This is a genomic window from Conexibacter woesei DSM 14684, from assembly GCF_000025265.1.
In the GTDB taxonomy this organism is placed as follows: domain Bacteria; phylum Actinomycetota; class Thermoleophilia; order Solirubrobacterales; family Solirubrobacteraceae; genus Conexibacter; species Conexibacter woesei.
In genome coordinates, this window is the sequence record NC_013739.1 from 4,035,550 (window position 1) to 4,056,884 (window position 21,335).

Below are 21,335 nucleotides of genomic sequence, written 5' to 3' on the forward strand. Positions count from 1 at the left end.
CGTCGCCGAACAGCATCGCCGTCTTGTCGACGTAGGACATCCGCTGCGACTCAACCGCGTGCGCGCTTGCGCACGACGAGCGCTCCGGCGCCCGCCGCGACGCCGATCGCGGCCGCGATCGGGACCAGCACGGCGGCGTCGGGACCATCGTCCGACGACGCCGTCGCGGCGCCTTCCTCCACGCGCGAGGAGCGGCCCACGGGCGCGAGCGGGAACGCTCTCTGCGCGAGCGCGACCGATGCCGCGCCGGTCACCCACACGGGTGTCTGGCGGCTCGTGCGCGAGAACTGCACGGCGCCGTCCGGGCCGACGAGCGAGCGCAGGTACGCGAGCGCAGAGCGCGAACCGCGTCTGCGAACGGTCGCCGGTCTGACGCCTGCGGCGACGAACGCCTGGATCGCCCAGCCGGTCGACTGCGCGTTGGAGGTGCCGCCCGGCAGCAGCGGGAAACCGCCGTCGGGGTTCTGGTTGCGGCGCACGAACGCGACCGTGCGCGCGACCGTCGCGCCGTGGCCGCCGGCCGCCACGAGCGCCTGCGCGGCCGCGGCCGCGTCGTCGACGTCGCTGCCGCCGCCGCGGGTCGCGAAGCCGAAGCCGCCGTCACGGTTCTGCTGTCTGGCGAGCCACGCGGCGGCGGACCGCATGCGCGGGTTCGCTCTCGGCGTGCCGGCCGCGCGCAGCGCGAGGATCCCGAACGCCGTCAGGTTCGACTGCTGCAGCACCGAGCCGTCGCGCGCGAAGCGAGCGGTCAGCGCCGCGACGAGGTCCTGCCCGGCGAACGCGCGCGGTCTGAGGCCCGCGGCGGAGACGAGCAGGATCGTCCGCTCGAGGTCGCCGACGCGGTCGGCGCCGCCGCCGCGCACGAGCGCTCTCGCCTGGCGCGCGACGTAGTCGATCACGCTGTCGGGACCGCGCGCGACGTCGCGCGGGTTGACGCCTTGCGCCGCGAGCCCGAGACCCGCCCAGCCGCTGAAGAGATCGACCGACGACTGGCCGGGCGCGCCGCCGAAGCCGCCGTCGGCGTTCTGCGCCCGCTCCAGGTAGGAGACCGGCGTCGGTGCCGCGGCGGCACGGGCGCCGGAGGGCTTCGCGACGCCGCCCGCGACGAACGCGGCGAGCGCGAGCGCGGCGAGCGGCGCGGCGTGGGCGGGTCTGGTCGACGGCTTCCAAGTGAACTCGAAGCGAGTGCGGAAGCGCCGCAGCGTGCGCACGAGCGCGGGGCCGAAGACGAAGTAGAAGATGACGTTGCCTCCTGCATGGACGAGGTCCCACGGCAGCGAGACCGACTGATAGGCCGTGTAGCGCGGCCACAGGTCGACGTCGCCGTACGTCACGACGCTGCCGAAGTTGACCACCACGCCGAAGCCGAGGCCGCAGAGGCCGCACGCGAGCGCGAGCGGGATCCGGCCGAGTCTGCCGCCGCTGAGCCACGCCAGCAGCGCGCCGAAGACGCCGATCCCGCCCCACGCGAGCATCTGCCACGGCGTCCACGGGCCCTGCGTGAAGAAGAAGTTCGACGCGAAGCCGGAGACGGCGCCGACCGCGAAGCCGGGCGCGCCGCCGAAGACGTAGCCGGCCAGCAACACGATGTCGGTCGTCGGCTTGACGTTCGGTATCGCGGCGAAGGCGATCCGCCCGAGCACGGCGAGCGCCGCGAGCGTGCCGACGAGCGCCAGCACGCGCGAGGCCGGGTGCGAGCGCTCGTACCAGGCGAAGCCGCCGAGCAGCGCCGCGGCGAGCAGCAGGAACGAGGCGAGCTGCCAGCTCATCGCGAAATCCTCGCTTGGCGGCTCGGATTCCGTGGCGGCTCGTTCTCCGGGCGGAGCGGCGGCGGCGGTGCGCCGAGGCGCCTGCGCACGAGCGCGGCGCCCGCCTCCGGGTCGAGCACGCCGCCGGCGCCGCCGAGGATGCGCGCCGTCTCGGTCGCGAAGTACCAGCCGCCGGAGAGCACCTCGGACGCGGGGCCGTCCGCGATCGGCCGCCCGTCGCCGAGCAGCACGACGCGCTCCGCGAAGGCGGCGGCGAACTCCGGGTCGTGGGTCGCGACCAGCAGCGCGGTGCCGGTCGCGGCGAAGCGGGCGAGCAGGACAGCGAGGTCGGCCTTGTGCGCGCGGTCCATGCCGCGCGTCGGCTCGTCGAGGCAGAGCACGGCCGGCGGGTCCTCCTCCCCGCCGAGCACGATCGCGAGCGCGAGCCGCTGGCGCTCGCCGCCGGAGAGGTCGCGCGGGTGGCGGTCGGCGAAGGCGGCGAGGCCGGCGGCGGCGAGCGCGTCGGCCGGCGCCTCGTCTCCGACGCGCTCGTGCACGAGGTAGTCGTTCGGGTTCTGCAGCAGGAGCGCGACGCGGCCGGCCGCGTCGACCTTGCCGCGCGTCGGCTGCGCGAGCCCGGCGGCGTGGCGCAGCAGCGTCGACTTGCCCGCGCCGTTGCGGCCCATCAGCGCGACCCGCTCGCCGGGCGCGAGCGCGAGGTCGATCGCACGCAGGATCGTCGCGCCCTCGCGCGCCTCGAACCAGACGTTCTTGAAGCTCAGCGCGCGCTCGCTGCCGGAGCGGCCGCGCAGTCGCGCGATGGCGCGGGCGGGGCCGCCGGCGGTGGCGCTCGGCGTCTGGGGGGGCGAATTCGCGTGGCCGGTTCGCTCCCGGGTGGGTGGGAACTGCTCTCTTTCGTGCGGCTCGCGGTCTTCGAGCGCGCCGGCGGCGCGCAGGGTCGCGCGCGCCTGCTTGACGCCGACCGGCGGCGGGGTCAGGCCGGCGCGGGCGATCAGGCGGGCGCCGGGGGTCTCCAGCGCCGGGGCGGCGTCGGCGGCCCATGCGAGGAAGTCGCGCGGCGGGCCGTCGCAGGCGAGGCCGCCGTCGACGAGCGCGAGCACGCGGTCGGCGGAGGCGAGGCAGCGTTCGAGGCGGTGCTCGGCGAGGATGATCGTGGTCCCCCACTCCTCGTTGAGCCGCCGCAGCAGGCCGATCAGCTCGTCGCCGGCGACCGGGTCGAGCTGCGAGGTCGGCTCGTCGAGCAGCACCAGCCGCGGCCGGCCGGCGAGCGCGGCGCCGAGCGCGACCCGTTGCAGCTCGCCGCCGGACAGCTCGTGCGTCGGGCGCTCGAGCAGGTGCGCGACGCCGAGCGCCAGCGCCGCCTCCTCCACCCCGCGCGCGACCGCCGCCGCCGGCTCGCCGCGGTTCTCCAGCGGGAACGCCAGCTCGCTGCGGACGGTCCCCATCACGACCTGCGTCTCCGGGTCCTGGAACAGCGACCCGACCGCCGTCGCGAGCTGGCCGGGCCCGTGCGTGCGGACGTCGAACCCGGCGACGCGCAGCTCGCCCTCGATCTCGCCGCCGTGGAAGTGCGGCACGAGCCCGTTGGCGGCGCGCAGCAGCGTCGACTTGCCGCCGCCGGAGCGGCCGGCGAGGACGACGAACTCGCCGTCGCCGATCGTCAGCGTGACGTCGCGCAGCGCGGGCGCGGCGGCGCCGGGATAGCTGTAGGTGACGCGCTCGAGCGCGAGCACGGCGGTCATCGGTCTGCCTCCGCGGAACGCGAAGGAGCCGCAGGCGAGTTCGCGGAGGGGAACCGAGCGCTCTGCGCGAGCGTTCCCCCGATTCCCTTGCGATCGAGGAACGGCAGCAGCGACACGACCACGAACGCCGCCGCGAACGTGAACGTCGCCACGCTCCAGCTGCCCTCTATCAGCGGGTACGCCTCGAACGCGGCAGCGCCGGCGAGCCGGCCGCCGACCGCCAGCGCCAGCACGGCCAGCGCCGCGGCGCCGAACGCGAGGTCGTGCCGCGACCACGGCCGCCGCATGCGCGGCGGGCGGCGCAGCGCGCCGTAGCCGCGCACCTCCAGCGCCGCCGCGACCTCGACGGCGCGGTCGAGCGCGCCGCCGGCGACCGCGCGCACGAGCGTCAGCCGCGACGGCGGGATCCCGGGGCGGCAGCGTTGCGCGTCGGCGATCCGCTGCCCGTCGCGCTGCAGCACCGGCACCATCCGCGTCGCGAGCGTCGCCGTCAGCGCCGAACGCATCGAGACGCGCCGGAACAGCCGCAGCAGCTCGTCGGGGTCGACGACGAACGTGAAGAGCGCGAAGCAGACGATCATCGCGAGCGCGCGCAGCCCGAGCAGGCCGCCGTAGACGACGGCCTCGAGCGTGATGTCGAGCCGCCCGATCAGCGGCGGCTCGAACCAGGCGATCACGGTCAGCCCCTGGTGCGAGACGAGCGGGTTCAGCAGCGCGATCACGAGCGTGAACGGGATCGCGTAGAGCAGCGTGCGGCGCAGCTCGCGCCCGACGCCGGCGGCGAGGCCGGCCCCGAGCGCGGCGACGAGCACCGCGCCCAGCACCAGCGGGTGGTCGTACAGCAGCGCGGTCAGCGCGAGCGCGGCGCAGAGCCCGCAGCCGACGGCCGCGCGGGCGGCGTGCAGCGGGCTTGCGCGGCGGCGGTAGCCCATCAGCGCAGCAGCGGCAGGCCGACGTCGCCGCCGGCGGCGTCGGTGGCGAGCGCGAATCTGTTTCTGAGCCGCTGCGGGACGAGCGCGTCCGCGGCGGCGGCGACGCCCTCCAGGTCGGTCCCGGTGACCGCCCACGTCGGCACCTGCTCGCCGAGCTTCGTCGCGGCGACGAGGCCGGCGCCGGCACCGACCGTTCTGGCGGTGCGGCCCTGCTCGTCGAGCAGCTCCAGCTGTCTGCCGTCGGCGTCGAATCTGGCGAACACGCCGGAGACGATCGGCCCTCTGTCGAGCTGCCGCAGCGCCTGGTCTCTGCGCAGCGACTCCCAGTCGCCGACGAGCACGCGCAGCACCTCGGTCTCGACGTTCGTGCCGAGCGTCTGCCGCGAGGCGAGCACGCCCGCGTCCGACAGCTGCTGGGAGACGACCGAGCAGGCGTCCTCGGCGTCGCTGTCGCACTGCAGCACGACCGGGTAGCGCTTGCCCTCCGCGCCGTGCGCGAACGGCTCCGGGAACTGGCCGACGACGGCGCCGATGTTCTGCGCGCCTCTCCAGTCGTGGCGGTCCCACCAGACGCTGTCGCCGCCGTGCACGTCGACGTCGGCCGCGCCGGTGTCGGAGAGGATCCCGTTGACGTAGAAGAACCAGTCGTACTGGCCGTCCTTGCTGCCCTCGAGACCGTCGATCGCCTGCACGAAGCCGCCGCCGTAGCGCGTCTCGACGTCGAAGTTGCGCTGCGTCAGCCGCATCGCGGTCTCGTTGCCGGGCAGCTCCTGAACGATCCTCGCGCCGACGACTCTGGCGCCGAAGTCCTCGGTCACGAGCACGCGCGCGCCGCCGCCGTCTCTGCTGCCGCTGCCGAGGCCGAAGCCGGTGACGGCCGTCAGCACGATCACCAGAAGCGTGCCGGCGGCGAGCAGGAACAGCGGGAGGTAGCGCCTCACGGGACTCTCTTCTCGCACGCGCCGGCCTTGCGGCACCAGTACCAGGTGACGCGCTGGCCGCTGCGCAGGGCGCCGCTGCCGAACGGCCCGAGCGGATCGGCCGCGCCGGCCGTCCCGACCCTGCCGTTGACCGCGTAGACCCAACCGGACTGGCCGCTGCGGCGGTCGGGGCCGATCTGCGTCACGTAGAGGCCGCCGCCGTCGGCGGCGCGGCGCGAGCAGGAGCCGTAGTCGGAGACGCGGACCGCCGGCCCGCCGGCGCGGCGGGCGGCGAGCAGCGCCGCCAGCGGCGTGCCGGCGGCGACCGCGCAGCGCTTGCGCCCGACGGCGACGGTCGTCGCCGACGCCGTGACCGTGCGCGTGCCCAGCAGCGTGCGCGCTCTGCCGACGATCTTCGTCTGCACCCTCGGAGCGGTGGCCGCGCCCGCTGCGGACGGCGCGAGCGCGGGCAGCAGCAGCGCCGCCGCAGCCGTCGCTGCGAGCGTCGCGCAGAGCGTGCGCGGCCGGCGGCTCACCGTGCGGCCCTGACCGTGAAGCGGACCGTCAGCTTGCGCGTGTTGCCGTTCGGGTCGCTCGCCAGCGCGCCGAGCGTGTAGCGGCCGGGCGCGAGCTTCTGCGGCAGCAGGTACGACCAGTTGCGGCGGTCGCTCGCCTGGAACCACGGCGCGCCCTTCGCGGGGCAGCGGAAGAACGCCTCGCGGCGGCCGTCGAACGCGGTGCAGGACGAGCCGTCGCGGCGGGTCAGTCTCAGCTCGACGATCGCGCCGGCGGGGTCGACGGCGGTGCCGCGCAGCGCCCGCGGCGCGCCGGCAGCCGTGAAGACCTGGCCGTCGCGGACGTTCTTGAGCGTCAGCGTCGGCGGGGTCGTGTCGCTGCTGCCGCAGGCGTTGACCGAGCAGAAGACCGGCGCGGAGGGAACGTCTCCCGTGCGCGTGGCGACGAGCTGGCTCTGCGCGCCCTTCAGCGTCACCTTCGCGCGGCCCTGCGCATCGGTTCTGATCGGCTTCAGACCACCGCTGACGGTCGCGCCGGCGGCCGGCGCCGCTCTGCCGTCGTCGCCGAACGTGACGACCTGGACGGTCGGCGTCGCCGATCTGCGCTTCGGCACGACGATCCCGAGCGGGCGGTTCGTGCAGCTGAAGTCCGCGCCGCTTCTGCAGAGGAAGACGAGCACGTCGTCGCCGTTCTGCAGCTCGGTGCCGCACACGCCCATCGTCGCGGATCTGTCGTTGACCCACAGCGTCCAGTACTCCGACGGCGAGGAGCCTCTGACGCCGTCGATCGAGTCGACCGCGTAGCCGAGGCCTCTGAAGTACGACCCGGTCCAGCTGCCGCCGGTCGCCTGCTCGAGCGCGCCGGCCGCGCTCGTGCCGGTGCACGCGTGCGATCTGTCGCCGTCCTTGACGACCGGCGTGGTCGTGGTTCTGAGGTTCGCGTAGGCGAGGGAGCCGCTCGGACCCTCCACGCGCACGGTCACATCTGCGGGTGCGGCCGCGTGGGCCGCCGGCACCGCGAGGGCCGTGACGGCAAGGGCTCCGACGAGGGAGCCGAGGATCGTACGAGGCATGCTTCCACCCCTTTCCGCGAGGGCGTATGAGTCGAGCGGTCGGAGGCTCTGTCTCCTGGCTCTCGGGCCGACCCTCCGCGCCTTCCCGGTCGGCGAAGCCTCCCGGTGGCCGGCGCCCGTGTGGCGCGTGCGGCGAGCGTCCCCGATCACAGTGGCGGGTCCGCGCCGGATTCGCACCGGACTTCCCATCGCCACCGACCTTGAACGGCGCGGATGGTAGCGCTCGGCGCGCCGGAACGACGTTGCATCCGGGGTTCCCGGCGTCCGGGCAGGGCTAGGATGGGTCCATGACAGTCAACCTGACGCGCATCTACACGCGCCTCGGCGACAAGGGCGAGACGCATCTCGGCGACATGAGCCGCGTGCCGAAGACGCATCCGCGGATCGTCGCGTACGGCACCGTCGACGAGCTGAACGCCCACCTCGGGGTCGCGCTCGTGACGCCCGGGATGCCCGAGCCGTACGTCGGCTGGCTGCGGCGGATCCAGAACGACCTCTTCGACGTCGGCGCCGACACGTCGGTCCCGCACGGCGGCGACCGCGAGCGGCTGCGGGTCACGCCCGAGCAGACCAGCTGGCTGGAGGAGCGCTGCGACGAGGTCAACGCGACGCTGGAGCCGCTGCGCTCGTTCGTGATCCCGGGCGGGACGCCGGCAGCCGCGCAGCTGCACGTCTGCCGGACCGTCTGCCGGCGCGCGGAGCGGGCTGCGATCGAGGTCGGCGACGACCTCAACGCCGAGGTCGTCTCGTACCTGAACCGGCTCTCGGACCTGCTCTTCATCCTCAGCCGCGGCGCCAACGGCGGCGAGGAGCCGCTGTGGCAGCCGGGGCAGAACCAGTAGCACCGCCGCTCAGCGCGGCGCGCGCAGCAGCAGCAGGCTGACGCCGGCGGCGAGCATCAGCGCGGCGGCCGCGAGCGCCGCCGCGCCGATCACGAACGTGGTGTGGGTCTGCGCGTAGGAGACGACCTGGTCCGGCCGCGCGAGCAGGACGACGCCCGCGAGCAGCGACGCGCAGGCGGTGGCGATCGCGGCCGGCGCGAGCGCTTCGCGCACCGACGGTCGTCGTGCCCTGTCGCGCGCGAGCGGCCAGCGCTGCTCCGACCACGACAGCACCGCGACCGCCGCCAGCGTCCACGCCGTCGAGACGAGGAAGCCGCCGAGCACGTCGCTGGGGTAGTGCCACTCGAGCGTCAGGAACGAGAACGTGACCGCGACGGCGAAGATCGCGCCGAGCGCGCCCACCCACGGGCGCCAGGCCGCCGGGGCGACGAGGATCGCGCACAGCGCGATCGCCATCGACGCGGTCGCGTGGCCGCTCGGCCAGGAGACCGCGGCGATCTGCCCGATCTCCTCCAGCAGCGACGAGTAGCGCGGCGTCGCGAGCGCGGGCTTCAGCAGCTGCGTCGTGACGTTCGCGCCGAGCAGCACGACGAAGACCGCCACGGCGGTGCGCGGCCGTCGCCGCAGCAGCGCGATCGCGACGAGCGCCGCCGCGAACCAGACGAACATGTCGGGATCGCAGAGCGTCGCGAGGAACGTCGCGATCGGCTCCACGCGCGGACCGTTGAGGTTCGCGAAGCCCTTCAGGATCGCGGCGTCGAGCCAGTGGATCGGCGCGACGTGCACCGCCGCGAGGTAGACCAACGGCAGCGTCGCGGCGACCACGAGCGCCCCCGTGAGCGCGAGCTGCGTCCGTCGATGCATCGATTCAGCCTAGCGAGCGCCGGAGGCCGGCCAGATCCGCGGCGAGGGCCTAAATGCAGCCTAAATTCACGATCCTCCAGTTAATGGCGTGAATCGAACCGGCGCACGAGATGGCGCCGCTCCGGTACATTCCCGCCTCGTGACCACAGCTCGCGCAACCCGAATCCTTGCCGTCGGCCTCACCGGTGCGGCACTCCTGTTCGCCGGCTGCGGCGACGACGACAGCTCGTCCGACTCGACCTCCGCGTCGACGTCGGCCGCCACCTCCGCGGCGACCACGCCCGCGGAGCCGGTGGTCAGAGCGATCAGAAATCCGTACAGAAGACCGGTCCAGGGGCCGCACCCCGGCGCCAGAGTCGACCAGCTGATCATCAAAGACGTCAGAGTCGGCGACGGCGAGACGCTCGAGCCCGGCGACACGGCGATCGCCGACTACTACGGCTCGATCTACCAGAGCGGCAGATTCTTCGACGGCTCATGGGGTAGAGGCAGAGAGCCGCTCGAGATCAGAATCGACAACGGCGGCGTGATCGCCGGCTGGTGGCAGGGCATCCCCGGCATGAGAGTCGGCGGCCGCCGCACGCTCATCATCCCGCCGGCGCTCGGCTACGGCGAACAGGCCCAGGCGACGATCCCGGCCAACTCGACGCTCTTCTTCACGGTCGACCTGCTCGGCGTCAGAAAGGCGACGGCCGCTGGCACCGCCGCCGATCCGGCAGCAGCAGGCCAGCCGGCCGGCTGAGCGCACCTGCGCGGCCCCTGCGGGCGCCGCGACAACGCACCACCACGGGCCCGGGTCTCCGGGCCCGTCGTCGTTAATGCCGCCGCGCACGGGGTAGCTCTTTGGCGTCCACCGCTGATCGCAGAGGAGCCGCGTCATGGCGAAGAACCACGGACCGACCGTGAAGGACGACGAGCAGTACGAGGCGCTCCGGCGTGACGGTGCCAGCAAGGAGAAGGCGGCGCGGATCGCGAACGCCGGCAGCCGCAGCGCGACCGGTCGCAAGGGCGGCAGATCGCCGCCCTACGAGGAGTGGAACGCCGAACGGCTGCGCAGACGCGCCGCCGAGATCGGCATCGAGGGCCGCTCGAAGATGAACAAGGGCGAGCTCGTCTCGGCGCTGCGCAACCACTGACCGCGACCGCCGAGCGCTAGCATCGGCCGCATGGCTCCAAGAGCGAGCGGCACCGTCGCCGAGCAGTTCGTCACGGTCCTTCGCCAGGCCGGCGTCGAGCGCATCTACGGCGTCGTCGGCGACAGCCTCAACCCGATCGTCGACGCCGTCCGGCGCACGGACGGGATCGACTGGGTCCACGTCCACAACGAGGAGGCGGGCGCCTTCGCGGCCGGCGCCGAGGCGCAGCTGACCGGCAGGCTCGCCGTCTGCGCCGGCAGCTCCGGCCCCGGCAACCTCCACCTGATCCAGGGCCTCTTCGACGCCCATCGCAGCGGCGCGCCGGTGCTCGCGCTTGCGTCTCACATCCCTTCCGCGCAGGTCGGCACGCTCTTCTTCCAGGAGACGCATCCCGAGCGTCTGTTCCAGGAGTGCAGCCACTACTGCGAGCTGGTCTCGCGCGCCGAGCAGATGCCGCGCGTGCTGCGGATCGCGATCCAGACCGCGCTCGGGCGCGGCGGCGTGTCCGTCGTCGCGATGCCGGGCGACCTCGCCAACGAGGACGTCGCGAACGCGACCGGCGAGAGCGTGCTCGCCGCGCCGTGCGCGACGGTGGTCCCCAGCGACGACCAGGTCATCGCGCTGGCGGACGCGATCAACCGCGCGGGCAGCGTGACGCTCTTCTGCGGCGCCGGCGTGCGCGACGCGCACGCCGAGGTGATGGCGCTCGCCGGCAAGGTCCACTCCCCCGTCGGCCACGCGCTCGGCGGCAAGGAGTGGATCCAGTTCGACAACCCCTACGACGTCGGCATGAGCGGACTGCTCGGCTACGGCGCCTGCCACGAGGCGAGCAACGAGGCCGACCTGCTCGTGCTGCTGGGGACCGACTTCCCATACGACAACTTCCTGCCGCAGGCCCACACCGCCCAGGTCGACCGCGACCCGGCGAAGCTCGGCCGGCGGACGCTCGTCGACTTCCCCGTCCACGGCGACGTCGCCGCGACGATCGCCAAGCTGCTCCCGCTGCTGGAGCAGAAGACCGATCGCACGTTCCTCGACACGATGCTGAGGCGGCACGCCGCGAGACTGGAGAAGGTCGTCGACGCGTACACGCGCAATGTCGAGAAGCACGTGCCGATCCATCCCGAGTACGCCGCCGCGATGCTCGACGAGCTGGCCGCCGACGACGCGATCTTCACGGTCGACACGGGCATGAACAACGTCTGGGCGGCGCGCTACCTGACGCCCAACGGCCGCCGCCGCGTGATCGGCTCGTGGCGCCACGGGACGATGGCGAACGCGCTGCCGCAGGCGATCGGCGCGCAGCTCGCGCACCCGGGCCGCCAGGTCGTGTCGCTGTCCGGCGACGGCGGGCTGTCGATGCTGCTCGGCGAGCTGCTGACGGTGAGAATCCACAACTTGCCGCTGAACGTCGTCGTCTTCAACAACGCCTCGCTCGGGATGGTGAAGCTGGAGATGCTCGTCGGCGGGATCCCCGACTGGCAGACCGACCACGAGCCGCACGACTTCGCCGCGATCGCCCGCGCGATCGGCATCGACGCGATCCGGATCGAGGACCCGGCGCAGGTGCGCGACGGCCTCGCCGACGGCCTCTCCCGTCCCGGCCCGACGCTGATCGAGCTGGTGACCGACTCCAACGCCCTCTCGATGCCGCCGAACATCACCGCCGAGCAGATCAAGGGCTTCGCGATCGCGGCGAGCAAGATGGTCGTCGAGGGCGGCGTCGGCCGGATGATCGACCTCGCCCGCTCGAACCTGCGCAACATCCCGCGACCGTAGGCGGCGCGGGGCGCCGCAGCCGCGCCGCGGCCGCCGCGCCGAGCGGCGCCGCGCTAGGCTGACCGGTCACCAACGAAACCGAGTTCAGCATGTCGAACGCATCATCCCATCCGGTCCCGCTCATCCTCGACGTCGACACCGGCATCGACGACAGCCTCGCGCTGCTGTTCGCCGCCGCCAGCGCGGACGCGGAGCTGGTCGGCGTCACGACCGCCGCCGGCAACGTCGAGCTGGAGCACGTCACGCGCAACACGCTCGCGGTGCTGGAGCTGGCCGGGCGCGGCGAGGTCGAGGTCGCCGCCGGCGCCGCGGCGCCGCTGTGCAGACCGCTCACGCCGACACCCGAGACGCACGGGCCCGAGGGGATCGGCCGCGCGACGCTGCCGGCGCCGGCCGCCCGGCAGTCCGACCGCTGCGCCGCGCAGCTGATCGTCGAGCAGGCGCGCGCCCGCCCGGGCGAGCTGACGCTCGTCGCGCTCGGCCCGCTGACGAACGTCGCGACCGCCGTGCTGTGGGAGCCCGAGCTGCCGACGCTGCTCAAGCGCCTCGTGATCATGGGCGGCACCTTCAGAGAGGCCGGCAACACGACGCCCGTGACCGAGTGGAACATGACCGTCGACCCGGAGGCGGCCGCCTGCGTGCTGCGCCGCTTCGGGCGCGACGGTGCGCCGCTGCCGCTGCTGATGGGGCTCGACGTGACGCAGAAGGCGGCGATCCTCCCCCACCACCTCGCCGAGCTGCGCGAGCGCGCCGGCGACGTCCCGCTCGTCCGCTTCGTCGAGGACTCGCTCGGCTTCTACTTCGACTTCCACGAGAGATACGACGGCTTCCGCGGCGCGCACGTGCACGACCCGTTCGTCGTCGGCTGCGTGCTCGACCCGGCGCTGCTGTCGGAGCACGTCGCCCTCCACGTCGGCGTCGAGCTGGGCGGCGAGCAGACCGCCGGCCAGACGTTCGCCGACTGGAAGGGCAACGGCGGCGAGCCGCCGAACGCGGAGGTGCCGTTCGGCGGCGAGGGCGAGCGCTACATCGCGCGGCTGCTCGACCGCCTGGTGGAGCTGGCCGCGCGCACGTAGCGCGCGGCCGGGGGCGGGGCCGGCCCGGACGGACGGCCGGGCGGGCCGCGACGGGCGACCTCCTAGTCGTCCGTCTCCCACGTCACGACCAGCTTCTCGATCAGCCCGATGATCGCGAACAGCAGCAGCGCGAACAGCGACGCGACGATCATCGTCGAGTACAGCAGCGGCGTCTGGAAGTTGTACGTCGCATTGATGATCAGGTAGCCGAGGCCCTTGTCGGCCCCGATCCACTCGGCGATGATCGCGCCGACGACCGCCGAGGTGGAGGCGATCTTCAGCGACGAGAACAGGAACGGCAGCGACGTGAACGTGCGCGCCTTCCAGAACACGTCGAGCTTCGACGCTGACAGCACGCGGAACAGCTCCAGCGTCTGCGGGCTGATCGCGTTGAAGCCGCGGACCATGTTCACCAGCGTCGGGAACAGCGTCATCAGCGCCGCGATGATCACCTTCGACCCCATGCCATTGCCGAACATCAGCACCAGCACCGGCGCGACCGCGACGAGCGGCAGCGTCTGGACGAAGACGGCGACCGGGAAGAAGCTCCGCTCGGCCGTCTTGTTGTGGACGAAGACGATCGCGATCGCGATCGCCAGCAGGTTGCCGATCGCGAAGCCGAGCAGCGCCTCCTGCGCCGTCGGCCAGAGGTTGTCCATCAGGATCGAGAAGTCGTCGGTCAGCGACTTCCACACGTCGCCCGGCGGCGGCACGACGTACGGCTCGATGTCGAAGACGTTGACGACCGCCCACCACAGGGCGATGCCGCCGACGATCCCGCTCAGCCCGATCAGCGTGCGGCCGAGGCCGCCGCGCAGGTCCTCCGCGGTCCACTTCACGATGCACCTCCGTGCAGCAGCGCACGCGCTCTCGACGCGATCTCGACGAACTCAGGCGCGTCGCGGATCTCCGGTCTGCGCTCGGCCGGCAGCGTGACGTCGAGCGTGCCGGCGAGCCGGCCCGGGTTCGCCGTCAGCACCGCGATCCGCTGCGACAGGAAGACCGCCTCCGGGATCGAGTGGGTGACGAACACGATCGTCGTGCCGGTCTCCTCCCAGATCCGCAGCAGCTCGCGGTTCATCGTCTCGCGGGTGATCTCGTCGAGCGCGCCGAACGGCTCGTCCATCAGCAGGATCCGCGGCTTCGTCACGAGCGCGCGAGCGATCGCGACGCGCTGGCGCATGCCGCCCGAGAGCTGGCGCGGGTAGGCGTCGGCGCGGTCGCCGAGGCCGACCAGGTCCAGCAGCTCCTGCGGGTCGCGCGGCGCGCCGCCGTCGGCGGCCGGCGCCGCCTTCGCGCGGCGGCCGCCGACCTGCAGCGGCAGCCGCACGTTCTCGATCGCCGTCCGCCACGGCAGCAGCTCGGCGTGCTGGAAGACGAAGCCGATCTCACGCGCGGAGCGCGCTGCGGCCGGTGTCCCACCGAGCACGTCGACCCGACCGCCGCTGGCGGGGATCAGATCGGCGATCACGCGCAGCAGCGTCGACTTGCCGCAGCCCGACGGGCCGAGGATCGACAGGAACTCGCGCTCGCGCACGTCGAACGACGCGCCCTCCAGCGCCGTGAACGTCTTGCGCTTCGATCTGAAGCGAACGGCGACCTCCTGGATGGAGATCGCCGCCGTGCTCACCTCACTTCGCGAGTGCAGTGCGGTCATCTCTGGTGGCGTCGAGGATGTCGGTCGTCATGACCTCCTCGACCGTCGGGACGTCACCTCTGTCGAACTGGCCGGTCTGCTCCCACAGGTCGAGCTGCTCCTGCCAGGCCGCCGGGTCCATCGCGCCGTAGCCGCCGGTCTCGCTCGTCTCCGTCCACATGAACGGGAACAGCGTCTCCTGCGCCTCAACGATCGACTCGATCGTCGACTTGCCCTCGGAGTTGGGGTACGCCTCGACGAATATTCTCGCCGCCGCCTCCGGGTCTCTCTTCGCGAACGCCCAGCCTCTGGCGACCGCGCGCAGGAACGCCTCGGCCTTGTCTCTGTCGCCGGCGAGGAATCTCGGGTTGGCGTAGTAGGTGCCGCCGTAGAGCGGGACGCTCTCGGCGTACGGCAGAACTCTGTAGCCCTCCGGCAGCAGTCTCAGCTGCGCGCGGTCGGTCAGCCAGCCGCCCCACACGTCGACGCGTCTCTGCAGCAGCGGCGCGACGTCGAAGGAGACCGACTTGACGCTGTCGAGGTCGTCCTTCGTCATGCCGTTGTCCTTCAGGTACGCGTCGAGCATGCCGACGGCCGGCGGCGGCACGCCGACCGACTTGCCCTTCAGGTCCTCGGGCGAGTCGAGCTGCGTGTCCGGCAGCGCGAAGTAGGCGTACGGGTGCGACTGGAGCTGCGCGGCGAACGCCTGCACCGGGATCCCCTGGGAGGCGGCGAGCATCACCGGCGGGCTCTCGGACGCGACGCCGATCTGGGCTCGTCCGGAGGCGACCGAGGCGACGCCGTCGTTGTTCGGGCCGCCGGGGACTATCTCGACGTCGAGCCCTTCGGCCTCGAAGAAGCCCTCCTCGATCGCGACGACCTCGCCGATCAACCCTTCGTCGACCGTCCAGCCGTACTGGAGCTTGATCTTCGACGTCTCGCCGCCGCCGCTGCCTCCAGCAGCCGCGGTCGTCTGGCCGCCACCAGAGTCGTCATCGCTGCTGCCGCAGCCAGACACGACGACCAGGCCGACCAGCGCGAAGACGGCCAGGGCAAGCAGGCGGAGGGACCGCAGGCGACGGGCAGCTCTCATCTCACAACTCCTTCTACCAGTTCAGGTTCACTACCTTGAACCTGTTTCGGTTGGTTGTACGTGAGCAGCAGCCTAAACGTTGCGTCAACCGTCGCGGTTCCAGGCGGCAACGTATCGCGTGGTCACGTCATCTGCGTGCCTCCTCCACGTCGTCGATCGTGCGGTCGCTCAGGTCGACTTCGCCCGGCACGACGCCTCTTTCGGCGACGTACCTCGCGACCTGCTGGAAGCGCGCCAAGATCGCCGGCGTGATCGGCTCCAGTCTCTCGGCCGCGTCGACCTGCGCTCTGGCGACCGTGTCCGGCAGGCCGGCGTCGGCGTACAGTCTCGCGGCTTCGGCGGGGTTCGCCGCGATCCACGCGGCCGCGTCCTGGAGACCGCGGTAGACCGCGGCGACGAGCGCCGGGTGCCGCTCGGCGAACTCGCTGGAGACGATGTACGGCGTGTCGTTGAGCGAGCCCAGCTCGCCGCCGGAGATCACGAGTCTGCCGCCGAGCTTGTCCTGCGCCAGGCCGGTGAACGACGACCACGTCGCCCACGCGTCGACCTGCCCGCTGCCGAACGCGCTCGCCGCGTCGGCCGGCGGCAGGTAGACCAGCTCGACGTCGTCTCTGCTGAGGCCGGCTCTGTCGAGCGCGAGCAGCGTCAGGTACTCGCCCGTGCCCGCTCTGTTGACCGCGATCTTCTTGCCCTTCAGGTCGGCGGCGGTCGCGATCCCGCTGTCTCTGCCGGCGATGATCCCCTCGTTCTCGGGCTGGTTGGGCTCGATCGCGAAGATCTTGAAGTCGGAGTTTCCCGCCAGCGCGCCGATCGCGGCCGAGATCGAGCCGTAGGTGATGTCGACGTCGCCCGCGTTCATCGCCTCGATCGCCGGCACCATCGCGGGGAACGGGCCCTCGTAGCTCGCTCTCGCGCCGACGCTCGCAAGCGCTCTGTCGATCGAGCCGATGTGTCTCGCGACCGCGGCGAGCGTCACGCCCTGGAGCGTGCCGATCTTGACGGTCGCCCCCTCCGACGACGCCGACGACGACGCGCTCGCGGCCGTCGCGTCGGTGGAGTCGTCGCCGCCGCACGCCGCCAGCACCGTCGCCGCGAGCAGCATCGCGATCGAGGTGGCCAGCCAGGCGAGTCGCTTCGTCATGTCGCTTCCTCGGGTCATCGGGTCGGGACTCCGGGCACCTGCTCGGTCCAGGTATGGCGGGCGGCGTCGAGCCGCGGGGCGGCGGCGGTCGGCTCGGCCTGCGCGTTCAGGTCATGCACGACGGGCAGGTGCGGCAGGATCGTCTCGGCGATCCGGTAGGCCTCCTCCAGCAGCGGGAAGCCGGAGACGATGAACGTCGAGATGCCGGCGTCGCGGTACTGCTGGATCGTGTCGAGCACCGTCTCCGGGCTGCCGACGATCGCCGTGCCCGGCCCCGGTCGCACGAGCCCGAGCCCCGCCCACAGGTTCGGGTGGATCTCCAGGTCGCGGACGTTCTCCGGCACGGTGCCGCCGTGCAGCGCGGTCATCCGCTGCTGCCCGACCGAGTCGGTTCTCGCGAACAGCTGCTGGATCCGGCCGACCGACTCCGGGTCCATGTGGTCGAGCAGATCCTGTGTCGCCGCCCACGCGGCCTCGTCGGTCTCGCGTGTGACGATGTAGAGGCGGATGCCGAAGCGCAGCCTGTCCTCGCGCCCGTGCTTGGCCGCCAGCTCCTTGATCCGCTTGATCCGTTCCGCCGTCTCGGCCGGCGGCTCGCCCCACGACAGGTACGTGTCGATGTTCTCCGCCGCGCTCTCCAGCGCCTCCGGCGAGGCGCCGCCGAACCACAGCGGCGGCGTCGGCCGCTGGACCGGCGGCAGCACGACTCTGCCGCCCTCGACCTTCAGGAAGCGGCCGTCGAAGTCGACCGTCTCCCCCTCCAGCACGCGGCGCCAGATCTTCACCCACTCGCTCGTGTACGCGTAGCGATCGGCGTGGTCGAGCGGGACGCCGTTGGACTTCAACGTGTTGGCGTCGCCGGAGACGATGTTGAGGATCGTGCGGCCGCCCGAGAACTGGTCGAACGTCGCCGTCATCTTCGCCGCCAGCACCGGCGAGATCAGCGGCGGGTGGACGGCGATCAGGAAGCGCATCCGCGCCGTCTCGCGCGCCAGCGTCGAGGACAGCACCCACGTGTCGTGGACGCCGGTCGCGAACAGCGCGCCGGAGTAGCCGAGGTGGTCTATCGCCCCCGCGATCTGGCGCAGGTACGGCCAGTCGAGCGTGCGCGAGCCGTCCGGGCGCCACGGGTAGGGGCCGTCCGGTCCGGTCAGGTACCAGAGGACCTCGACCGCGTCGCGCTGCGTCGCCGTGGGCGCGTCGGCGAGCGCCGTCACGCCGCCCCCACGAGCGCCGCGGCCGGCTCGGCGACGGCGTCGCGCACGTCGATCCGGCGGGCGACGATCCCCTGCCGCGCGAGCAGGTCGGCGGCGCGCTGCTGCTCCTCGACGAACGCGTCGCCGATCGGCTTCGGGCCCCATGGGCGGCGGCGCAGCGCGCTCTCCCACTCCTCCGCGCTCGTCAGGCCCGGCGCGTGCGCGGCGAACAGCTCGGCGGCGGCGGGCGGATTGCGCGCTATCCACGCGTCGATCTGCACGAGCGCCTCGACGAACGCCTCCAGCAGCAGCGGGCTGCGCCGCGCGAAGTCGCGGCGGCCGAACCAGACGGAGCGGTTCGACATCACCTCGCCGGTGTCGATCAGCGGGCGCACGGCGCCGGCCTGCTCCGCCGCCAGCAGGTCCGGGTCGCCGCCGATCCAGGCGTCGACCTCGCCCCGCTCCAGCAGTGCGCGCCCGCGCGCGGAGTCGCTGCCCGCGTCGGCGGCGGCGGTGTCGACGCGCTCGACGTCGTCGAACGTCAGCCCGGCCTGGTCGAGCGCCACCGCGAGCAGGATCGTCTGGTAGGAGCCGTGCGCGAGCGCGACCTTGCGCCCCTTCAGGTCGGCGACGACCTCGATCTCGTCGTCGTCGGAGCGCACGACGAGCTTGCCGTGCGCGGGCCGCGGCTCGGACGCAGCGATGTAGACGACGTCGAGCCCGTCCGCCTGCGCGCTGATCGGCGGCGTCGCGCCGGTGCCGCTGACGTCGATCCTGTCCTGCGCCAGCAGCGGCAGCGTCGTCAGGCCGCTCGGGTACTCGACCCACTCGACGCGTGCGTCGAGCGGCGCCAGCAGTCTGTTGAGGAAGCCCTTGCGGCGCAGCGCGAAGAGCGACGGGTTGCTCGGGTGGACCCCGATGCGGATCAGCGTGTCGTCAGGCATGGATTCGGTCCTCGTGTGTTGCGGATCGGAGTGTGCGGGCGGCGGCGAGCGGCGCGGGATCGACCCACGCGCGCACGTCGAAGCCGCCGTCGGGGCCGAGCAGCCCCTGGTCGCGCAGGAAGGCCCGTTCGAGGTCGAGCGCGTCGAGCCAGTCCTCGCGCAGGTCGGGATGGAGGCGCGCGTCGCCGTAGGCGCGCCGGACGGCGTCACGGTCGCCGCCGGTCTCGGAGCTGAACACGCGCGCGACCTCCTCCCCGTTGACGCCGGCCCAGTCGGCCGCGTCGAGCAGCGTGGCGAGGTAGCGCGCGACGACCTGCGGCTGCTCGTCCAGCAGCGCGGCGGCGACGGTGATCGTGCGCGGCGTGCCGTTGTTGACGCGGACTGCCGGGTCGGGATGTGAGCCGAACTCGACGACCTCGTGGACGCCGGCGGCGCGGGCCGCCGCGACGCCGGGCGCCCCCTTGACGTAGACGGCGTCGGCGACGCCGTCGCGCAGCGCGCGCAGCTCCAGCTCCCAGGCGCCTCTCGGCGCGCGCTCGCCCGGTCCCCAGCCGGTCCGGCTGCGGGTGGCGGGCAGGTCGACCAGCTCCACGTCGCTCAAGCCCGCGCCCGCGAGGCCGAGCACAGCGTCGAAGCCGCGCAGCGCCATCGCCGCCTGGAAGTCGACGACGGCGTCGAGGTAGCGCGGGATCCCCAGCCGCCGGCCGGCGAGCCGCGCCGGGTCGCCGGCCAGCGCGGGATCGGTCGTGAGGATCGCCTGGTACTCGTCGATCCAGGTCAGCGCGACGAGGCGGGTCGCGGTGCCCGTCGAGCGCGCCCACAGCGCCGGGACGTTGCCGCCCTCGCGCACGAGCCCGTCGAGGCCGTGGTGGAAGTGCGCGTCGCGCGTCGCCTCGTCGGGCGCGTCCTGCAGCGAGGCGACGGCGACGCCGAGCGGACCGAGGTCGCGCTCCAGCAGGCCGCGGTCGAACGCGACGCTGGAGGCCGTCGGGACCGGGCAGCGGGTGATCCAGAGCTGGTTCGTCACGAGGTCTCCTCGTCGTCTGTCGGGTGGGTTGCGTCCACGCCCAGCTCCGCGAGCAGCTGAGCACGCAGCCGCTCGAAGCCGGCGCTGCCGCGCGTGCGCGACTCGTGCGGGACAGTCAGGTCGAGGCCGATCGCGCCGTCGCGCATGACGGTGATGCGGTCGGCCAGCGTCAGCGCCTCGTCGACGTCGTGGGTGACGATCAGCACGGCCGGCCGGTGCGCCTCCCAGAGCGTGCGCACGAGCGCGTGCATTCTGATCCGCGTGAGCGCGTCGAGCGCGGCGAACGGCTCGTCGAGCAGCAGCAGCCGCGGCTCGCGCACGAGCGCACGGGCGAGCGCGGTCCGCTGCGCCTCACCGCCGGAGAGCGTCACCGGCCAGGCGTCGGCGTGGCCGTGCAGGCCGACCTCGCCGAGCGCTTCGAGCGCACGCGCGCGCGTGCCCTTCGGGAGTCCCAGCAGGACGTTGCGCCAGACCTTCTGCCACGGCAGCAGACGCGGTTCCTGGAAGACGATCGAGTGCGCGCCGGGCACCTCGATCGCGCCGGCCTGCGCGTGCTCGAGGCCCGCGAGCAGCCGCAGCAGCGTCGTCTTGCCGCAGCCGCTCGGGCCGAGCAGCGCGACGAACTCGCTCGCGCCGATCTCGAAGTCGAGACCGTCGAGGACCGTGCGCGCGCCGAAGCGCTTGACGATCCCGTGCGCGCGGACGGCGGACGCCGTCGCGGGTGGTGCGTCGACCGTGATGCTCATGCGCCGCGGAAGCTCCCGCGCCAGCTCAGCAGCCGGCGTTCGAGCAGCCGGATCGCCCCGTCGCCGATCAACCCAAGCGCGCTGTAGACGAGGATCCCGACGAGGACGACCTCGGTCTGGAGGAACTGGCGCGCGTCGGAGACGAGCGCGCCGATCCCGTTGTTGGCGTTGACGGTCTCGGAGACGACGAGCGCGATCACCGACAGGCCGAGCGCGTAGCGCAGGCCGACGAGGATCGACGGCAGCGCGCCGGGCACGACGACCTGGCGGACGAGCTGGCGGCGGTTGAGGCCGAACACCTCCGCGGCCTCGATCAGCTTCGCGTCGACGCCGCGGATGCCGGCGTACGTGTTCATGTAGACCGGGAACGTGACGCCGAAGGCGATCAGCGCGATCTTCGACGTGTCGCCGATCCCGAGCCAGAGGATGAAGAGCGGGATCAGCGACACGAACGGGACCGTCCGCAGCGCCTGCATCGTCGCGTCGACCAGCTCCTCGCCGAGCTTGAAGAGGCCGGCCGCGATCCCGAGCGCGAGGCCGACGGGGATCCCGATCAGCAGACCGAGCGCGCAGCGCGTCAGCGAGATCGCGAGCGCGTCGGCCAATCTGCCGCTCGTGAGCAGGTCCCAGAAGGCGCTCGCCACCTCGCTCGGCGGCGGCACGAGCGTCGTGTCGATCAGGTCGAGCGCGGCGGCGAGCTGCCACAAGCCGAGCAGCGCAAGCGGGACGCTCGCGCGGATCGCGGCCGTCGCGAGCAGCGAGCGGCCGGCGCGGGAGCGGCGGCCGACCGCGGCGGAGCCGCCGGACTGCTCTATTTCGATATTTTCGATCGGCTTCATCAAGATTTGGTCGCGGACTAAACCCGACTAACTCGATCAACTTACCATAGATTCTTGGTGACAAC

21 protein-coding genes and 1 riboswitch are annotated in these 21,335 nt (G+C 72.9%); of the genes, 5 read left to right on the forward strand and 16 right to left on the reverse strand.

The annotated features are described in order from the left end of the window. Positions 1–50 precede the first annotated feature (50 nt). The 6 genes from CWOE_RS31070 to CWOE_RS19050 are packed head-to-tail and all read right to left on the reverse strand — an operon-like array spanning position 51 to position 6,951. Positions 51–1,769, reverse strand: a complete 1,719-nt coding sequence (locus CWOE_RS31070) for a prenyltransferase/squalene oxidase repeat-containing protein (protein ID WP_012935266.1) — start codon at positions 1,767–1,769, stop codon at positions 51–53. After that, entirely contained in the window at positions 1,766–3,511 is a 1,746-nt protein-coding gene (locus CWOE_RS19030) for an ABC transporter ATP-binding protein (RefSeq protein WP_012935267.1), read from the reverse strand. The genes CWOE_RS31070 and CWOE_RS19030 overlap by 4 nt, the downstream gene beginning before the upstream one ends. Continuing rightward, positions 3,508–4,443, reverse strand: coding sequence for an energy-coupling factor transporter transmembrane component T (locus CWOE_RS19035; RefSeq protein WP_012935268.1), 936 nt, complete (start codon positions 4,441–4,443; stop codon positions 3,508–3,510). Before CWOE_RS19035 ends, CWOE_RS19030 begins: the two co-directional genes overlap by 4 nt. Continuing rightward, positions 4,443–5,384, reverse strand: a complete 942-nt coding sequence (locus CWOE_RS31075; RefSeq protein WP_012935269.1) for a DUF4430 domain-containing protein — start codon at positions 5,382–5,384, stop codon at positions 4,443–4,445. Before CWOE_RS31075 ends, CWOE_RS19035 begins: the two co-directional genes overlap by 1 nt. Beyond that, the gene (locus CWOE_RS19045; RefSeq protein ID WP_012935270.1) at positions 5,381–5,899 is read right to left on the reverse strand and encodes a hypothetical protein; all 519 of its coding nucleotides are present in this window, start codon (positions 5,897–5,899) and stop codon (positions 5,381–5,383) included. Before CWOE_RS19045 ends, CWOE_RS31075 begins: the two co-directional genes overlap by 4 nt. Continuing rightward, complete coding sequence (locus tag CWOE_RS19050) at positions 5,896–6,951, reverse strand: DUF4430 domain-containing protein (protein ID WP_012935271.1); 1,056 nt, start codon at positions 6,949–6,951, stop codon at positions 5,896–5,898. Before CWOE_RS19050 ends, CWOE_RS19045 begins: the two co-directional genes overlap by 4 nt. Positions 6,952–6,977: 26 nt before the next feature. Beyond that, positions 6,978–7,170: riboswitch (cobalamin riboswitch) on the reverse strand. 68 nt (positions 7,171–7,238) lie between these two features. On the opposite strand from CWOE_RS19050, the gene CWOE_RS19055 reads away from it, so the two are divergent. Beyond that, positions 7,239–7,793, forward strand: a complete 555-nt coding sequence (locus CWOE_RS19055) for a cob(I)yrinic acid a,c-diamide adenosyltransferase (RefSeq protein ID WP_012935272.1) — start codon at positions 7,239–7,241, stop codon at positions 7,791–7,793. A 9-nt stretch (positions 7,794–7,802) separates the two neighbouring features. Here the strand turns inward: CWOE_RS19055 and CWOE_RS19060 are convergent, their stop codons facing one another. Beyond that, on the reverse strand, positions 7,803–8,657 hold the full coding sequence (locus tag CWOE_RS19060; protein WP_012935273.1) for a phosphatase PAP2 family protein: 855 nt from the start codon (positions 8,655–8,657) through the stop codon (positions 7,803–7,805). Between the two features lie 139 nt (positions 8,658–8,796). On the opposite strand from CWOE_RS19060, the gene CWOE_RS19065 reads away from it, so the two are divergent. The 4 genes from CWOE_RS19065 (at position 8,797) to CWOE_RS19080 (ending at position 12,648) form a co-directional block, all read left to right on the forward strand. Further along, on the forward strand, positions 8,797–9,399 hold the full coding sequence (locus CWOE_RS19065; RefSeq protein ID WP_012935274.1) for an FKBP-type peptidyl-prolyl cis-trans isomerase: 603 nt from the start codon (positions 8,797–8,799) through the stop codon (positions 9,397–9,399). A 136-nt stretch (positions 9,400–9,535) separates the two neighbouring features. Beyond that, the gene (locus CWOE_RS19070; RefSeq protein ID WP_012935275.1) at positions 9,536–9,793 is read left to right on the forward strand and encodes a DUF7218 family protein; all 258 of its coding nucleotides are present in this window, start codon (positions 9,536–9,538) and stop codon (positions 9,791–9,793) included. Positions 9,794–9,823: 30 nt separating this feature from the next. Then, complete coding sequence (locus tag CWOE_RS19075) at positions 9,824–11,572, forward strand: pyruvate dehydrogenase (protein WP_012935276.1); 1,749 nt, start codon at positions 9,824–9,826, stop codon at positions 11,570–11,572. An 89-nt stretch (positions 11,573–11,661) separates the two neighbouring features. Beyond that, a complete protein-coding gene (locus CWOE_RS19080; protein ID WP_012935277.1) occupies positions 11,662–12,648 on the forward strand; it encodes a nucleoside hydrolase in 987 nt (328 codons plus the stop codon). Between the two features lie 62 nt (positions 12,649–12,710). On the opposite strand, the gene CWOE_RS19085 is transcribed toward CWOE_RS19080, so the two are convergent. The 9 genes from CWOE_RS19085 to CWOE_RS19125 all read right to left on the reverse strand — a co-directional run bounded on the left by CWOE_RS19085 (position 12,711) and on the right by CWOE_RS19125 (position 21,270). Further along, entirely contained in the window at positions 12,711–13,487 is a 777-nt protein-coding gene (locus tag CWOE_RS19085) for an ABC transporter permease (protein WP_012935278.1), read from the reverse strand. Further along, on the reverse strand, positions 13,484–14,305 hold the full coding sequence (locus CWOE_RS19090; RefSeq protein ID WP_012935279.1) for an ABC transporter ATP-binding protein: 822 nt from the start codon (positions 14,303–14,305) through the stop codon (positions 13,484–13,486). Before CWOE_RS19090 ends, CWOE_RS19085 begins: the two co-directional genes overlap by 4 nt. Then, positions 14,280–15,377 (reverse strand): ABC transporter substrate-binding protein, encoded by a 1,098-nt coding sequence (locus CWOE_RS19095; RefSeq protein ID WP_012935280.1) that lies wholly within the window; start codon positions 15,375–15,377, stop codon positions 14,280–14,282. Before CWOE_RS19095 ends, CWOE_RS19090 begins: the two co-directional genes overlap by 26 nt. A gap of 127 nt (positions 15,378–15,504) precedes the next feature. Then, complete coding sequence (locus CWOE_RS19100; RefSeq protein WP_012935281.1) at positions 15,505–16,518, reverse strand: aliphatic sulfonate ABC transporter substrate-binding protein; 1,014 nt, start codon at positions 16,516–16,518, stop codon at positions 15,505–15,507. A gap of 14 nt (positions 16,519–16,532) precedes the next feature. Then, positions 16,533–17,735 carry an LLM class flavin-dependent oxidoreductase gene (locus CWOE_RS19105; protein WP_012935282.1) on the reverse strand — a complete coding sequence of 401 codons (1,203 nt, stop codon included), beginning with the start codon at positions 17,733–17,735 and terminating at the stop codon, positions 16,533–16,535. After that, a complete protein-coding gene (locus tag CWOE_RS19110; RefSeq protein WP_012935283.1) occupies positions 17,732–18,658 on the reverse strand; it encodes an aliphatic sulfonate ABC transporter substrate-binding protein in 927 nt (308 codons plus the stop codon). Before CWOE_RS19110 ends, CWOE_RS19105 begins: the two co-directional genes overlap by 4 nt. Further along, complete coding sequence (locus tag CWOE_RS19115; RefSeq protein ID WP_012935284.1) at positions 18,651–19,685, reverse strand: ABC transporter substrate-binding protein; 1,035 nt, start codon at positions 19,683–19,685, stop codon at positions 18,651–18,653. The genes CWOE_RS19110 and CWOE_RS19115 overlap by 8 nt, the downstream gene beginning before the upstream one ends. Next, positions 19,682–20,431 (reverse strand): ABC transporter ATP-binding protein, encoded by a 750-nt coding sequence (locus CWOE_RS19120; RefSeq protein ID WP_012935285.1) that lies wholly within the window; start codon positions 20,429–20,431, stop codon positions 19,682–19,684. The genes CWOE_RS19115 and CWOE_RS19120 overlap by 4 nt, the downstream gene beginning before the upstream one ends. Next, the gene (locus CWOE_RS19125; protein WP_012935286.1) at positions 20,428–21,270 is read right to left on the reverse strand and encodes an ABC transporter permease; all 843 of its coding nucleotides are present in this window, start codon (positions 21,268–21,270) and stop codon (positions 20,428–20,430) included. Before CWOE_RS19125 ends, CWOE_RS19120 begins: the two co-directional genes overlap by 4 nt. Positions 21,271–21,335 lie beyond the last annotated feature (65 nt).